This is a genomic window from Pseudoalteromonas sp. SG43-8, assembly GCF_014164245.1.
GTDB classification, from domain to species: Bacteria; Pseudomonadota; Gammaproteobacteria; order Enterobacterales; family Alteromonadaceae; genus Pseudoalteromonas; species Pseudoalteromonas distincta.
Genome location: NZ_JACJEX010000001.1, coordinates 684207 through 700614 on the forward strand (window position 1 = coordinate 684207; position 16408 = coordinate 700614).

The following is a 16408-nucleotide window of genomic DNA, read 5'->3' on the forward strand; positions in this document are numbered from 1 at the left end:
AATATTTGGTGGGTTTTTAGAAAAACAAGTAGATGAGCTCCACTGTGAGCAAAGATGGGCAAGTAACTGTGAAAAAGCAAAGACCTGTAAATCTAGATCTAACAACTATATCTATGCCGGCAACGGCTAAAGCTTCAATTTTTCACCGCGTCACCGGTGTTGCATTGTTTTTTGCTTTAACGTTTGTCATTTGGGCTTGGTCTGAGTCTCTCTCTTCAGCTGAAGGTTTTGAATTCGTCAAGGGTCTGTTTAACGGATTCATTGCCAAATTTATAGCTTGGGGCACTGTTTCTGTATTAGGTTATCACCTTATTGGTGGCATCCGTCATATGATTATGGATATGGGACATTGGGAAGAACTTGAATCAGGTAACCTCAGCGCTAAAGTATCAATGGCTCTTGGTGTTGTGTTTGCCGTATTGGCAGGGGTGTGGATATGGTTTTAAATCAAGCAACTCTTAAACGTGATGGTGTACAAGATTTCGTATCTTTACGTACCACGGCATTAATAATCAGCGCGTACGCGATTTTTATTATCGGCTATTTTTTAGCGACGCCAGAAGTCACTTTCGAAGCCTGGACAGGCCTCTTCTCTAACCTAGCAATGAAAGGGTTTACTTTAATTACCCTTATTTGCATTATGGTTCATACCCGCATTGGCCTTTGGCAAGTTCTTACAGACTATGTTAAGTGTTCGAAGTTGCGTGCTGTTTTAGGTTTTGTTTTAAACCTAATGGCCGTTGCTTACGTAGCTATTGGTCTAATCGTATTATGGGGTGTTTAAGTGAAATATTCTGTTCGTGAATTTGACGCCGTAGTAATTGGTGCAGGTGGTGCTGGTATGCGCGCTGCTTTAGCAATTACAGAATCTGGCAAAACGTGTGCATTAATATCTAAAGTATTTCCAACGCGCTCACACACTGTATCTGCTCAAGGTGGTATTACAGTAGCGCTTGGTAATTCACACGAAGACAACTGGGAATGGCATATGTACGATACCGTTAAGGGTTCCGATTTTATCGGTGACCAAGACGCTATTGAATACATGTGTCAAACTGGCCCAGAAGCTATTACTGAATTAGAAAACATGGGACTACCATTTTCTCGTTTTGAAAATGGCCGTGTTTACCAACGTCCTTTCGGTGGTCAATCGAAAAACTTTGGTGGTGAACAAGCCGCGCGTACTGCTGCTGCAGCTGACCGTACTGGTCATGCTTTACTTCATCTTCTATATCAACAAAACGTTAAAAACAAAACAAATGTATTCTCTGAGTGGTATGCACTTGACTTAGTTAAAAACGACAATGGCGATGTAGTAGGGTGTACAGCAATTGAGATTGAAACAGGTGAAATCACTTTCTTCAAATCTAAAGCAGTTGTATTAGCCACTGGTGGTGCAGGTCGTATATTCGCATCAACAACAAATGCTCACATTAACACCGGTGACGGTGTTGGTATGGCAACACGCGCTGGTATTTCTATGCAAGACATGGAAATGTGGCAGTTCCACCCAACGGGTATTGCAGGTGCTGGTACGCTAGTAACTGAAGGTTGTCGTGGTGAAGGCGGTTATCTTTTAAATAAAGATGGCGAGCGCTTCATGGAACGTTACGCACCAAATGCAAAAGACTTAGCGTCTCGCGATGTTGTTGCGCGTTCAATGATGACTGAAATCCGTGAAGGTCGTGGTTGTGATGGTCCTTGGGGTCCACATATCAAGCTGAAACTTGACCATTTAGGTGAAGAAACGCTTAACCTACGTCTTCCTGGCGTATGTGACCTAGCTAAAACTTTCGCTCACGTTGATCCAGCTAAAGAGCCAATTCCAGTAATTCCTACTTGTCATTATATGATGGGTGGTGTTCCTACTAACGTAAATGGACAAGCATTACAAATCGATGCTCAAGGCAACGAAAAAGTAGTTGAAGGTTTATTTGCTGTTGGTGAGATTGCATGTGTATCTGTACACGGTGCAAACCGCCTAGGTGGTAACTCATTACTAGATTTAGTTGTATTTGGCCGTGCTGCTGGTAACTTCTTAGGTAAATACCTTAAAGATGTTGAAGTATCAAAAGCGGCTTCAGAGTCAGATTTAGAAGCGTCTCTTGCACGTTACAATCGTTGGGAAAATTCAACGGCTGGCCAAGGTGAAGATCCAGTTCAAATCAAAAAAGACCTACAGCAATGTATGCAGCTTAACTTCTCGGTATTCCGTGAAGGCGATTCAATGGCTTCAGGTCTTCAAGAACTTAAAGAAATTCGTGAACGTCTGCAACATGCTCGTCTTGATGATAAATCATCAGACTTCAATACGCAGCGTATCGAATGTCTTGAACTAGATAACTTAATGGAAACAGCTTACTCAACTGCAGTAGCTGCAAACTTCCGTACAGAAAGCCGTGGTGCACATTCTCGCTTTGACTACCCAGATCGTGATGACGAAAACTGGTTATGTCACTCAGTATTCAATCCTGTAACGGATGAAATGAGTAAGCGTGATGTAAACTATGCGCCTAAAACGCGTGAAGCTTTCCCACCTAAAGCACGTGTTTACTAGGAGATAGACGATGGCACAAGTACAATTTTCAGTTTATCGTTATAATCCAGATGTTGACAACGCTCCTCGTATGCAAGAATACACCTTGCAAACAGAGGAAGGTCACGACATGATGGTGTTAGATGCACTTATTCTTTTAAAAGAACAAGATCCTACACTATCTTTTCGTCGTTCATGCCGTGAAGGTGTGTGTGGATCTGATGGTGTTAACATGAATGGTAAAAATGGTTTAGCATGTATTACTCCTTTATCTACGCTACAAAAAAATGGCAAAGGTAAAATTGTAGTACGTCCGTTACCAGGATTACCTGTGGTTCGTGACCTTGTTATTGACATGAGTCAGTTCTACACTCAGTACGAAAAAGTTAAACCTTATTTAATTAATGATCAGCCTGCAGCAGGCGAGCGTCTTCAATCTATTGAAGAACGTGATAAATTAGATGGGCTATATGAGTGTATTTTGTGTGCATGTTGTTCGACATCGTGTCCTTCGTTCTGGTGGAATCCAGACAAGTTCATTGGTCCAGCAGGCCTTCTTCACGCTTACCGTTTCTTAGCTGATAGCCGAGATACAGCAACTGAAGAACGTTTAGCGGATTTAGACGATGCGTTCAGTGTGTTCCGTTGCCACAGTATCATGAACTGTGTTAGCGTTTGTCCTAAGGGTCTTAACCCGACTAAAGCAATTGGGCAAATCAAATCTATGTTATTAAACCGAGCGGTTTGATTACTTAGTAAACGTAAGATGGCTAATACAGATTATTAGCCATCTTGTTATGATAACTATTAATTTCTGCGCTAAAGAAAAGGGCTTATAAATGCACGAAGGTGTGATGAAGGCATGGCTAGAATCTTCACATTTAAACGGCGGCAACGTTGCTTATGTAGAAGAGCTTTATGAAGCGTATTTAGACGATGCGACTTCTGTGCCAGATGAATGGCGAGAAGTGTTCGAACAATTACCTAAAGTTGATGGTGTGGATGTTGAAGTAAAACATTCAGAAGTTCGAACGCAGTTTGCACAGCTTGCAAAAAACAAGCATAGAGAAGTAGTGGTAGCAGAGGGTAGTGGCGGTGACCTTAAACAGGTTAAAGTTCTACAACTTATTAATGCTTTCCGTTTTCGTGGACACCAAAATGCAAACCTAGATCCATTAGGTATTTGGCAACGAGAGCGTGTACGAGATTTAGAGCTAGAGTACCACGACTTATCTTCAAGTGATTTTGACCGCGAGTTTAACGTAGGATCGTTTGCCGTAGGCCGCGATACTATGCCTTTAGGTGAACTATACCAAGCACTAAAAACTACATATTGTGGTTCAATTGGCGCTGAGTATATGCACATCACATCAACAGAGGAAAAGCGTTGGTTACAACAGCGTTTAGAATCTGTCCAGTCTAGGCCAAAATTCGAAAAAGACGAAAAGCTGCGTATCCTAAAAGGATTAACTGCTGCTGACGGACTTGAAAAATATTTAGGGGCTAAGTTCCCAGGTGCTAAGCGTTTCTCACTTGAAGGTGGCGATGCGTTAGTTCCAATGTTAAAAGAGCTTATTCACCGCGCTGGTGAAAGCGGCCAACAAGAAGCTGTTATTGGTATGGCTCACCGTGGTCGTTTAAATGTTCTTGTAAATGTACTTGGTAAAAATCCATCAGAGTTATTTGATGAGTTTGCTGGTAAACATAAAGAAACATTAAGTTCTGGCGATGTTAAATACCACATGGGTTATTCATCTGACTTTGCTACTAAAGGTGGCAATGTTCATATGGCGCTTGCGTTTAACCCGTCTCATCTTGAAATTGTAAACCCAGTTGTTATGGGCTCAGTACGTGCTCGTCTTGACCGCTTAGGTGACAGTTCTGGTATTAAAGCTTTACCAATTACAATTCATGGTGATTCTGCGGTTACAGGCCAAGGTGTTGTACAAGAAACGTTTAACTTATCACAAACTAACGCGTTTAGTTGTGGTGGTAGTATTCGTATTGTTGTAAATAACCAAGTTGGTTTTACTACATCTAAACAAGACGATGTACGCTCTACAGATTACTGTACTGACATTGCTAAAATGGTTCAGTCACCTATCTTCCATGTTAACTCTGATGACCCTGAAGCAGTTGCATTTGTTACTCAAATTGCACTTGATTTCAGAAACCAGTTTAAACGTGACGTAGTAATCGATTTAGTTTGTTACCGTCGCCATGGTCACAATGAAGCTGATGAGCCTAATGCAACTCAGCCTGTTATGTACCAAAAAATTAAAAAGCACCCAGTTCCACGTTTAATATACGCAGACCAACTTATAGCTGAAGGCTCTTTTTCTGAACAAGAAATAAAAGCACTTGCTGATGAGTACCGTAATGCATTAGACGAAGGCAACTGTGTTGTTTCAGAAATACAACCAGAGACATCGCATTCTTCAGATTGGGCAAAGTATGTTGGCCATGAATGGGATGTTGATTACGATGCCAGCGTACCTGTTGAAGAGCTCAAAGCACTCGGTGAGAAAATCGCTTCTTACCCAGAGCAATATAAAGCACAGTCACGCGTTAAAAAGATTTACGATGATCGTAAATTAATGGCTTCTGGTGAGAAACCTCTAGATTGGGGTATGGCAGAAACACTTGCTTATGCAACAATCGCAACTGAAGGCACTGACATTCGTTTAACTGGTCAGGATTCAGGGCGTGGCACATTCTTCCATCGTCATGCTGTTGTTCACAGTCAATCAGACGGCGCTACTTATACACCTCTACAGCACTTAAGCGAAGATCAAGGTACTTTTGAAGTATTTGACTCTGTTTTATCTGAAGAAGCTGTTGTTGCTTTTGAATACGGTTATGCAACTGCAGAGCCTACTTCATTAGTGCTTTGGGAAGCACAGTTTGGTGATTTCGCCAACGGTGCACAGGTTGTATTTGACCAATTCCTAAGTTCTGGTGAGCAAAAATGGGGCCGTTTATGTGGTCTTACAATTTTGTTACCACATGGCTACGAAGGACAAGGTCCAGAGCATAGTTCAGCTCGCTTAGAGCGTTTCCTACAACTATGTGCTGACCACAACATGCAAGTATGTGTTCCATCTACTCCTGCACAAGTTTACGCTATGCTTCGTCGTCAATCAGTTCGACCACTACGTCGTCCGTTGATTGTTATGACGCCTAAGTCGTTGCTTCGTCATCCTCTTGCAACTTCATCGCTTGAAGAGCTATCGCATGGTGTTTTCCATAATATGATCGACGAAGTTGATGATATTAACCCTGAGAAAGTTGAACGCGTTGTATTTTGTAGTGGTAAGGTTTATTACGAACTATTACAAGAGCGTCGTAAGCTAGAGCAAGATAATATTGCTATTGTTCGTGTTGAGCAGTTATATCCGTTCCCACATGACGAAATGCAAACAATTATGGAGCGTTACCAACACGTAACTGATTTTGTATGGTGTCAAGAAGAGCCACAAAACCAAGGTGCATGGTATTGTTCACAACATCACTTTATTGATGCAATCCCACAAGGTGCTAAATTAAAATATGCAGGACGTAAAGCGTCTGCATCACCAGCGTGTGGTTACATGTCAGTACATACTAAAGAACAACAAGCGCTCGTTGCCGACGCGCTTACTATAGAAAATAAAGGATAAGCAATGAGCACAGAAATTAAAGTTCCTGTTCTTCCTGAGTCGGTTGCAGATGCTACCGTTGCTACATGGCATGTAAGTGTTGGCGACAAAGTAACTCGCGATCAAAACTTAGTAGACATTGAAACAGATAAAGTGGTTTTAGAAGTTGTTGCACAGCATGACGGTGTAATTACAGAAATATCACAAGAAGAAGGTGCAACCGTACTTGGCGATCAAGTTATGGGTTTACTTGGTGATGCTGATGCAGCGCCAGCAAGTGAAGGTTCATCTAAAGAAGAATCAGCACCAGCTAAATCAGAAGACGCGCCAGCGGCGCAATCAGCACCAGCATCAGAAGGTAAAGAAGTGGACATTAAAGTACCTGTACTTCCAGAATCAGTTGCAGACGCAACAATTGCTACATGGCATGTACAACCAGGTGACGCAGTAACACGCGACCAAAACTTGGTAGATATTGAAACAGATAAAGTTGTTCTTGAAGTAGTCGCTCAAGAAGATGGCATCATGGGTGATATCATTCACAACGAAGGCGATACTGTACTAGGCGAGCAAGTAATTGGTTCGGTTAAAGCAGGCGGTGCACCAGCGGCTCCAGCTGCAAAAGCAGACGAAACGCCAGCAGCAGATTCTAGCGAAAGTTCAGATGTGTTAACACCATCAGTTCGTCGTTTAATTGCTGAGAAAGGCTTAGACGCTTCTAAAATTAACGGCACGGGTAAAAATGGCCGCGTAACTAAAGAAGACGTTGATACGTTCTTAAAAGCACCAGCGCCAGCGGCTAAAAAAGCAGAAGCTTCTGCTCCTGCAGCACCGATGGGCGATCGTACTCAAAAACGTGTTCCTATGACTCGTTTACGTAAAACGATTGCTACACGTCTTCTTGAAGCTAAAAATTCAACTGCAATGTTAACAACATTCAACGAAGTGAACATGGAACCAATCATGAGCCTTCGTAAGCAGTACCAAGAAGTATTTGAAAAGCGTCATGGTATTCGTTTAGGTTTCATGTCTTTCTACGTGAAAGCGGTAACTGAAGCACTTAAACGCTTCCCAGATGTTAATGCATCAATTGATGGTGACGATATTGTTTACCATAACTATTTTGATATTAGCATTGCAGTATCTACTCCACGTGGTCTAGTTACTCCAGTACTTAAAGATTGTGACAAACTATCTGTTGCTGAAATCGAAAAGGGTATTCGTGAATTAGCACTTAAAGGTCGTGATGGTAAGCTAACGCTTGCAGATATGACCGGTGGTAATTTCACTATTACAAATGGCGGCGTATTTGGTTCATTACTATCTACACCTATCATTAACTTGCCACAGTCTTCAATTTTGGGTATGCATAAAATCCAAGACCGTCCGATGGCTGTAAATGGTAAAGTAGAAATATTACCTATGATGTATTTAGCACTTTCTTATGACCACCGTATCATTGATGGTAAAGAATCTGTTGGTTTCTTAGTGACTATTAAAGAGTTACTTGAAGATCCAACTCGCTTATTGCTAGATGTTTAATCTAGTTGTATGAAATGTAAGCTGTGAATGAACATTCACAGCTTTTTTTTTGCGCCTTTGGTCTTACTGGGGTTTTCATGTTAAGCCTTGGGATCTATACTAGGTGCGCAATTTGGGATAGTTGTTTATTTGAAAAAATATTCAGCTCTTTTAGTATAAAAAATTGGATAAAGCATCATGAATTTGCATGAGTATCAGGCAAAACAACTTTTTGCCGAATATGGTTTACCAGTTTCTCAGGGTTTCGCTTGCGATACACCTGAAGAAGCTGCAGCAGCTGCTGAAAAAATCGGCGGTGATATGTGGGTTGTTAAAACTCAGGTTCACGCAGGTGGACGTGGTAAAGCTGGCGGTGTAAAGCTAGTAAAAACTATCGACGAAGTAAAAGCGTTTGCAGCTAACTGGTTGGGTAAAAACCTAGTTACTTACCAAACAGACGAGAAAGGCCAGCCAGTAGCTAAAATTTTAGTTGAAAGCTGTACTGACATTGCTAACGAATTGTACCTAGGTGCAGTAGTTGACCGTGCATCTCGCAAAGTAGTTTTCATGGCGTCTACTGAAGGCGGCGTTGAAATTGAAACTGTTGCAGAAGAAACACCAGAGCTTATCCACAAAGCTGAAATTGATCCATTAGTGGGTCCTCAAGCTTACCAAGCACGTGAACTAGGCTTCAAATTGGGTCTTAACCCAGTACAAATGAAGCAGTTTGTTAAGATCTTTATGGGTCTTGGTAACATGTTTACTGATTTTGATTTCGCACTACTTGAAATCAACCCGTTAGTAATTACAGACGAAGGTAACCTTCACTGTCTTGACGGAAAAATCGGTATTGATGGTAATGCACTTTACCGTCAGCCTAAAATCCGTGAGTTCCACGATCCATCTCAAGAAGATGCACGTGAAGCACACGCAGCAAGCTTCGAGCTTAACTACGTTGCTCTAGATGGCAATGTAGGTTGTATGGTTAACGGTGCAGGCCTAGCAATGGGTACTATGGACATCGTAAACCTACACGGCGGCAAACCGGCTAACTTCCTAGATGTTGGCGGCGGCGCGACTAAAGAACGTGTTTCTGAAGCATTCAAAATCATTCTTTCTGACGACAATGTTAAAGCTGTTTTAGTAAACATCTTTGGCGGTATCGTACGTTGTGACATGATTGCTGAAGGTATCATTGGCGCAGTTAAAGAAGTTGGCGTAAATGTACCTGTAGTTGTACGTTTAGAAGGTACTAATGCTGAATTAGGTCGTGAAGTTCTTAAGAACTCAGGTCTAGATATCATTGCTGCTGAATCACTAACAGACGCTGCTGAGAAAGTTGTTGCTGCTGCGGAGGGCAAATAATGTCTGTATTAATCAATAAAGATACAAAAGTTATCTGTCAAGGTTTCACTGGTGGCCAAGGTACTTTCCACTCAGAGCAAGCGCTTGAGTACGGTACACAAATGGTTGGTGGTGTAAGCCCAGGTAAAGGTGGTCAAACGCACCTTGGTCTTCCTGTATTCAACACAGTTCGTGATGCTGTTCAAGAAACTGGCGCAACTGCTTCAGTTATCTACGTACCAGCTCCTTTCTGTAAAGATGCAATCTTAGAAGCTATCGATGCTGGCATCGAGCTGATTGTTTGTATCACTGAAGGTATTCCTACGCTTGATATGGTTGACGTTAAAGTTAAACTAGATCAAACAGGTACTCGTATGATCGGTCCTAACTGTCCAGGTGTTATTACTCCTGGTGAGACTAAGATTGGTATCATGCCTGGTCACATCCACAAACCTGGTAAAGTAGGTATTGTTTCTCGCTCTGGTACTTTAACGTACGAAGCGGTTAAGCAAACTACTGATGCTGGTTTTGGTCAGTCTACGTGTGTTGGTATTGGTGGTGATCCAATCCCAGGTACTAACTTTATCGACGTTTTAGAAATGTTCGAAAAAGATCCACAAACTGAAGCAATCGTAATGATTGGTGAAATTGGTGGTACTGCAGAAGAAGAAGCTGCAGAGTACATCAAAGCTAACGTAACTAAACCTGTAGTATCTTACATTGCTGGTGTTACTGCACCAGAAGGTAAGCGTATGGGTCACGCTGGCGCAATCATCGCAGGCGGTAAAGGTACTGCTGATGAGAAATTTGCTGCATTAGAAGCTGCGGGCGTAAAAACTGTACGTTCACTTGCTGAAATCGGTAAAGCACTTAAAGAGAAAACAGGCTGGTAATTGCTTGTTTCCTTTGAAAAGGCCCGCTTATGCGGGCCTTTTTGTTATTGAGGTAAATTTAGAACGGATAACTAATATGCTGAAAAAAGCGTACAGTCAAATCTTGTCGTTGTTTATTTATAGCCAGCTCGTTACATAATGCATGAATTGTTTTCTCTACTTGGTTCATAAAGCGGCCATAACCAATTTCATGTTTATCCTGCTGCGTTGCGACAATAACAAAATGTATTGTTTCTACTAATTTTGTTGCTTCATAAAAATACTTAAATTGATTTTCATTTGATTCAACATCAAAGCTCAACTTTTGTAACTCTGCATTACCTTCATTTTTATCTATTTTACTGTTTCGCACAATGGGTATTGCGCCATTAGCTACCATTGCACCGTGTGTTAGTTTGTTTTGTTCACATGCGCGTTTAAATCTATCCGTAAAGTAATCATAAAACTTTTCCACATCGTTATTGTTCACCATTGTTTGAAACTGTGTTTTGATGGCTCGAGAAACCGCAATGGTAAATGTTGCGTAAGTCATTTCAGCATAGTCACTAGGGATATTACATTGCCTTGATTGATAACGAGGGTAGAGGCTTCTGAGTTTATATCCATAACTCTCTTTATTTCCCTTATCTTTAGCTAATAGATCGTAAGTTAGATGCTGGTGATCGCGAAGTTTAAATTGGGACTGATTTATAAATAACTGTTCTTGGAGTAAGTTTAATACTTTTTGTACTCTATTGTGAAACAAAGCTGAGTTTGCACGTAAGTCTTCACCCGTGGCTAAAAACAAGAAACGTATTTTCTTACTTTTTATATCTGGTGAGTAATAAATTTTATGTGCTTCGTGATAACGAGGATTATAAAAAAACAACATCTGCTTGTCGGTTTCTAGTTGATATGACTCATCATGAAAGCGTACAACCGGTAGTTTATCGTTTGCTAATAAATGTACATTATGCAATTCATACTCATCACAACAAGCAAATAATTGACGCGCAATACGCTCGTAGCAACAGTTTATAGTGCTAAAGCTATTATAAAATGCTTCATTAGGTATTATTTCAGCCAATAAATAGTGGTTAGCGCGTGCATTAGTTGGAATATATACACGGTGTTGATTAAGTGTCGCCATCTTAGAATCCTTATAAAGTAGGTTATTTAGCTACTATAATTGGCTTTGATGACCTAAATGTTGCGTTAAAACAAATTTTATTCATAAACAATTGAACAAGTGGATTAAAGTTAATCAATATCTAAAATAAACCTTAATCTATTGCTGTATGTTAGTGTATGTTTTTGTAATAATGCATTAGTTTTGTTATTACGTAATATTTAGAGGATCACACTCCTATGGCGGAAATTGAGAATCGCCCAAGTAACTTTATTAGAACCCGAATTGATGAAGACTTAGCAAGTGGCAAACATGCGACAACGCATACACGTTTTCCACCTGAACCAAATGGTTTTTTACATATTGGCCATGCCAAATCAATTTGTTTGAATTTTGGTATCGCAAAAGACTACAACGGTTTATGTAACCTACGTTTTGACGATACAAACCCTGAAAAAGAAGACATTAACTACGTCAACTCTATTAAAGAGGATGTACAGTGGTTAGGCTTTAATTGGGATGGCGACATAAAGTATTCTTCTAACTATTTTGATACTTTATATGGTTACGCAGTAGAGCTTATTGAAAAAGGCTTAGCGTACGTTTGTTTTTTAACTGCAGACGAAGCAAGACAGTACCGCGGTACATTAAAAGAGCCAGGTAAAAACAGTCCTTATAGAGATACTTCAGTTGAAGAAAATCTAGCGTTATTTGAAAAAATGCGCGCTGGCGAATTCAAAGAAGGTGAATGTGTACTGCGTGCTAAAATTGATATGGCAAGCTCATTTATGGTGCTTCGCGATCCAATTATTTACCGTGTACGTTTTGCTCATCATCACCAAACAGCTGACAAGTGGTGCATTTACCCAATGTATGACTTCACTCACTGTATTTCTGATGCGCTTGAAGGTATTACACATTCATTATGTACATTAGAGTTCCAAGATAACCGTCGTTTATACGATTGGGTACTTGATAACATTAGTTTAGAGTGTCACCCGCAACAAATTGAGTTTTCGCGCTTAAATCTTGAATACACTATTATGTCAAAGCGTAAGCTAAATGATTTAGTAGTAAATAACTATGTAGAAGGGTGGGATGACCCTCGTATGCCTACTATTGCAGGTTTACGTCGTCGTGGTTATACACCAGCTTCAATTCGTGAATTTTGTTTGCGTATTGGTGTAACAAAACAAGAGAATATGGTTGAAATGGGCATGCTTGAAGCCTGTATCCGTGAAGACTTAAACGAAAATGCACCACGTGCAATGGCTGTGCTCGATCCTGTTAAAGTTGTTATTGAAAACTACGATGCAGATAAAGTTGAAACTTTATCAGTGGCTAATCACCCAAATAAAGAAGAAATGGGGCGTCGTGATGTTCCATTTACTCGTGAAATCTATATTGAACGAGAAGACTTTAAAGAAGAAGCGAATAACAAATTCAAACGTTTAGTACTTGATAAAGAAGTACGCTTACGTGGTGCTTATGTTATTAAAGCGCAGCGTGTTGAAAAAGACGAAAATGGCGAAATCACAACTATCTTCTGTACTTACGACAGTGAAACACTTGGTAAAAACCCAAGTGATGGTCGTAAAGTAAAAGGTGTTATTCATTGGGTTTCAGCACCAGAGTCTATTACTGCAGAAGTTCGTTTATACGACCGTTTGTTTAGCGTACCAAATCCAGCAGCTGCAGAGGAATTTGAAACTACGCTAAACCCAGAGTCACTGGTTGTTTTACCTAATGCTAAATTAGAACCATCGCTTGCTAATTCACAAGCAGAGCAGGGCTTTCAGTTTGAGCGTACAGGTTATTTCTCTCGTGATTCTAAATCAGAGAACGTTGTATTTAATCAAACCGTGGGTCTTCGCGATTCATGGTCTAAAACTCAATAAGTAATACTTAAAATATACCCAGGATTTACTGGGTATATTCAATATTATTGTTTTTTAGGCACAAAAAAACCTGCACTTAGCAGGTTTTTTTATTGCTTTTAAAAGCGGTATTAGCTATTAGCGTCGCTAAATTCTTTACACGCTGCTTTATCATTACACTCACCGTATAAATACAAAGAATGGTTTGTAAGAGTAATACCATTTTCTTCAGCAATTTCTAGTTGACGACGCTCAATCATGTCATCTTCAAACTCTACCACTTTGCCACATTTCAAACATACTAAATGATCGTGGTGAGTGCTTCCTGAAAGTTCAAATACTGATTTTCCGCCTTCAAAGTGATGACGGCTTACAATACCCGCATCATCAAATTGGTTAAGTACGCGGTATACAGTTGCAAGACCAATTTCTTCACCTAGATCCAAAAGAATTTTGTAAACATCTTCAGCACTGATGTGTTGGTTATCTGGAGATTGTAAAATCTCTAATATTTTAATACGCGGTAAAGTTACTTTTAAACCGGCTTTTTTAAGTTCCAAGTTATGATCAGTCATTAAATCTGTCTCAATTTTATTTGGTTATACTAGACATCTTGCAAAGATGTACACGACACATTAGCAACAAACAGGATAACGTGCCTAAGCGTTAAGTGCAAAGAACAATTGATATATATTGCCACTAAAGCTTAAAACGCTAACTGTTTGATAATTATTTAAACAGCTAGCGATATATGCAGTAAATTAGTCAGCTAATTCACTTAAACACATTTCTTCATATACTTGAGCAGACCATGCTTTAACACGTTGTTCTGTAAGCTCTGGTTGACGGTCTTCGTCGATACCCAAACCTACAAAGTGCTTATCATCAGCCATTCCTTTAGATGCTTCAAAGTCATAGCTTTCACTTGGCCAATGGCCCACAACAATAGCGCCACGTTCAGTAACAATATCGTTGATCATGCCCATTGCATCTAAAAAGTACTCAGCGTAATCTTCTTGGTCTCCACAACCAAAAATAGCAACAAGTTTACCTTCAAAGTCTACTTCCTCAAGTTCTGGGAAAAAGTCATCCCAGTCACATTGAGCTTCACCGTAGTACCAAGTAGGGATACCGAATAAGATTAAATCAAATTCAGCAATCTCTTCTTTAGAGCTTTTTGCAATATCATGAACAGCCACTAGCTTTTTACCCAATTCTTTTTGGATCATTTTTGCTACGTGTTCTGTGTTACCTGTGTCACTTCCGAAAAAAATGCCTACACTTGCCATGGATTTAAAACCTTTTATGTATCAATAGCCAATCTTTCTTGTAAAATCGTTTCAATCAGCGCACTGCGGCTAATATTTTGTGCATCTGCCATATCACTCAATGCTTGATATAACTGCGATGAAACTTTAAATTCAACACGCTTTAAACCACGTGCTTTATCTCTTTTTATTTGATTACGTTTATTTACCTTTAACTGCATATCCCGAGAAAGGGGATTGGTTTTAGGTCTGCCTGGGCGTTTTTCGTATTCAAATAAATCGAGTGTAGTTCTATCTGTTTCTGACTTCGCCATGCTTAACCTACACCTGCGCCTTGCCAAAATACTTGAATAAGCCCTTTAGCAATAAAGCCTGAACAACCTAAAAAGAGCACGCCCCAAACAATGTATTGTCCGAACTTTGGTACATTGCCACTTTTTAGTACGTCTTTAATTGCCATGCCGATGAATATGAAAATACCGGCTAAGCCAAAATACAACCCTAGGGTATCAAATTCGTTAATTAACTGACTGACCATCAACGTATAACCTTTAAATTAAACGGCGCGTACTATAGCATATAAATATTCATATATTTAGTGCGCTGAATCAAAAACACGCGATTAAAATTGCTTTAAACCGCAGTTAAAAAGTCATTTATCGCTTTATTAACAGCAAGAGGCTTTTGAGCATGAAGCCAATGACCTGCGCCATGAATAATTTTAGCCTTGGTGTTTTTAAAGCGTGCTGTAATTGCAGTACGATGCTCGGGCAATATATAGTCAGAATCATTACCTTTAATGAAAAGAGTATCGCATAAACAAGAATTGTTTTCATTAACATTGGACGTAATTGTCGAATATTTTTCGTCAAGCACATTTAGGTTAAATCGCCATGCAAAATGACCTTCTTCATTTTTAGCGAGGCTTTTAAGTAAAAACTGTCGAACCCCCAGCTCTTCAATATAAGGCTGCATAATTGCATCAGCTTGCTTTCTATCGTCTATTGACTGCGTTGAAACTGCTTTTAATGCTTGTAATATTTTTGTGTGGCGAGCAGGGTAACTAACAGGTGCGATATCAAGTACAACCAATTTATTTACCAGTTCAGGGTGTGTTAGTGCTAATTCCATTGCGACTTTCCCACCCATAGAATGTCCAACTAAATGAGCTTTATCTATGTTTAAATGTTCTAATAACTCAACAATATCTTGAGCCATTGCAGGGTAGTTCATTTCATCACTATGAGGAGAAAGCCCGTGGTTGCGTAAATCAACGTTAATTACATTAAAGTGTTCACTTAATGGTTTTGCGATTACATTTAGGTTTTCTAATGATCCAAAAAGTCCGTGGATCAAGATAACATTAGGGCCTTGCCCTTGTTGCTTGTAATTTAACTGCATACACGCCTCCTGAAAATTTCGCCATAGTTTGCCGAGCATTGCTCTAAAAAGCAAAAAATACAGCGACTATTTATTAAATTGGGCTTTTGTTTGTTAAATCAACAACAATCAAGTAATTATTAATATGTTTACGGGAGTGCTTGTTGTAACTCGCATTTCTGATTGGTTTGGGTATAATCACACGGGAGAAAAAAATGTGACCCGTAATGACAGGAAGAACATGAAACAAATCGACATAGACGACGAGTTATATCAGTATATTGCAAGCAATACGCAAAGTATTGGTGAAAGTGCATCCACTATTTTACGTCGTTTATTAAATCTGAGCGGCGAAAAAATTCAAACCGCAAACGTAGAACTAACTCAAAATAATCAAACTGCGACTACGTCTACCGCCACATTAAAAAGCTCAGAGCTACCTGCTGCTGAGACTTCAAAAAAACAAACGCCTGTAGCTCACGCACCCGTGAAGCAAAAAAGCGATAATGTTTTTAATGTATTAAATAAAGAAGAGTTGGCAATGCAAAAGGGTGTTGTTGGGCGCTTTTTGTTTATTTTAAGTGCATTTTACCGCACACATAAAACTGATTTTTCGGCTGTACTAGATATAAAAGGGCGTGACCGTGTTTACTTTGCTACTAGTAAAGAAGCCTTAGTAAATAGCGGTAGTAGTATGAACCCTAAAAACATAACTGATAGTGAATATTGGGTTATGACAAATTCTAATACAACGCGTAAAAAAATGATGCTTCATGAAGTTGCTCTTTGCCTTGGATATAGTGCAGAGCAAGCTGAAAAAATTCGCGATTACCTGTAAGGAAA

General features: G+C 39.8%; 16 protein-coding genes. 10 read left to right on the plus strand and 6 right to left on the minus strand.

What is annotated here, in order from left to right:
• Positions 1-68: 68 nt before the first annotated feature.
• From sdhC to sucD, 8 genes are all read left to right on the plus strand, one after another.
• Positions 69-446 (plus strand): succinate dehydrogenase, cytochrome b556 subunit, encoded by a 378-nt coding sequence (gene sdhC / locus H5122_RS03070; RefSeq protein ID WP_122975019.1) that lies wholly within the window; start codon positions 69-71, stop codon positions 444-446.
• Positions 437-784, plus strand: coding sequence for a succinate dehydrogenase, hydrophobic membrane anchor protein (sdhD, locus tag H5122_RS03075; protein ID WP_002961798.1), 348 nt, complete (start codon positions 437-439; stop codon positions 782-784). The genes sdhC and sdhD overlap by 10 nt, the downstream gene beginning before the upstream one ends.
• On the plus strand, positions 785-2557 hold the full coding sequence (sdhA, locus tag H5122_RS03080) for a succinate dehydrogenase flavoprotein subunit (RefSeq protein ID WP_002961801.1): 1773 nt from the start codon (positions 785-787) through the stop codon (positions 2555-2557). It begins immediately after the preceding gene.
• A 10-nt stretch (positions 2558-2567) separates the two neighbouring features.
• The gene (locus tag H5122_RS03085; protein ID WP_002961804.1) at positions 2568-3284 is read left to right on the plus strand and encodes a succinate dehydrogenase iron-sulfur subunit; all 717 of its coding nucleotides are present in this window, start codon (positions 2568-2570) and stop codon (positions 3282-3284) included.
• Positions 3285-3375: 91 nt separating this feature from the next.
• The gene (sucA, locus tag H5122_RS03090; protein ID WP_033021680.1) at positions 3376-6195 is read left to right on the plus strand and encodes a 2-oxoglutarate dehydrogenase E1 component; all 2820 of its coding nucleotides are present in this window, start codon (positions 3376-3378) and stop codon (positions 6193-6195) included.
• 3 nt (positions 6196-6198) lie between these two features.
• Positions 6199-7716 carry a 2-oxoglutarate dehydrogenase complex dihydrolipoyllysine-residue succinyltransferase gene (odhB, locus tag H5122_RS03095; protein WP_039487977.1) on the plus strand — a complete coding sequence of 506 codons (1518 nt, stop codon included), beginning with the start codon at positions 6199-6201 and terminating at the stop codon, positions 7714-7716.
• A 177-nt stretch (positions 7717-7893) separates the two neighbouring features.
• Positions 7894-9060 (plus strand): ADP-forming succinate--CoA ligase subunit beta, encoded by a 1167-nt coding sequence (gene sucC, locus H5122_RS03100; RefSeq protein ID WP_002961809.1) that lies wholly within the window; start codon positions 7894-7896, stop codon positions 9058-9060.
• The gene (gene sucD, locus H5122_RS03105) at positions 9060-9932 is read left to right on the plus strand and encodes a succinate--CoA ligase subunit alpha (protein WP_002961811.1); all 873 of its coding nucleotides are present in this window, start codon (positions 9060-9062) and stop codon (positions 9930-9932) included. The genes sucC and sucD overlap by 1 nt, the downstream gene beginning before the upstream one ends.
• 58 nt (positions 9933-9990) lie before the next feature.
• Here sucD and H5122_RS03110 read toward each other — a convergent pair whose 3' ends face one another.
• On the minus strand, positions 9991-11061 hold the full coding sequence (locus H5122_RS03110; RefSeq protein WP_182681256.1) for a DUF3083 family protein: 1071 nt from the start codon (positions 11059-11061) through the stop codon (positions 9991-9993).
• 218 nt (positions 11062-11279) lie between these two features.
• Between H5122_RS03110 and glnS the strand changes: the two genes are divergently transcribed.
• Positions 11280-12938 carry a glutamine--tRNA ligase gene (gene glnS / locus H5122_RS03115; protein ID WP_182681257.1) on the plus strand — a complete coding sequence of 553 codons (1659 nt, stop codon included), beginning with the start codon at positions 11280-11282 and terminating at the stop codon, positions 12936-12938.
• A gap of 110 nt (positions 12939-13048) precedes the next feature.
• Here glnS and fur read toward each other — a convergent pair whose 3' ends face one another.
• The 5 genes from fur to H5122_RS03140 all read right to left on the minus strand — a co-directional run bounded on the left by fur (position 13049) and on the right by H5122_RS03140 (position 15586).
• Positions 13049-13492: a ferric iron uptake transcriptional regulator gene (gene fur / locus H5122_RS03120; RefSeq protein WP_002962922.1), complete on the minus strand. Its 444-nt coding sequence runs from the start codon at positions 13490-13492 to the stop codon at positions 13049-13051.
• A gap of 186 nt (positions 13493-13678) precedes the next feature.
• Positions 13679-14206 carry a flavodoxin FldA gene (fldA, locus tag H5122_RS03125; RefSeq protein ID WP_007586856.1) on the minus strand — a complete coding sequence of 176 codons (528 nt, stop codon included), beginning with the start codon at positions 14204-14206 and terminating at the stop codon, positions 13679-13681.
• Positions 14207-14220: 14 nt separating this feature from the next.
• Positions 14221-14499, minus strand: a complete 279-nt coding sequence (ybfE, locus tag H5122_RS03130; protein ID WP_002962928.1) for a LexA regulated protein — start codon at positions 14497-14499, stop codon at positions 14221-14223.
• Between the two features lie 2 nt (positions 14500-14501).
• Entirely contained in the window at positions 14502-14723 is a 222-nt protein-coding gene (locus H5122_RS03135; protein WP_002962930.1) for a DUF2788 domain-containing protein, read from the minus strand.
• A 95-nt stretch (positions 14724-14818) separates the two neighbouring features.
• Entirely contained in the window at positions 14819-15586 is a 768-nt protein-coding gene (locus H5122_RS03140) for an alpha/beta fold hydrolase (RefSeq protein WP_182681258.1), read from the minus strand.
• Positions 15587-15806: 220 nt separating this feature from the next.
• Between H5122_RS03140 and seqA the strand changes: the two genes are divergently transcribed.
• Positions 15807-16403, plus strand: coding sequence for a replication initiation negative regulator SeqA (gene seqA, locus H5122_RS03145; protein WP_002962932.1), 597 nt, complete (start codon positions 15807-15809; stop codon positions 16401-16403).
• The last annotated feature ends 5 nt before the right edge of the window (positions 16404-16408 follow it).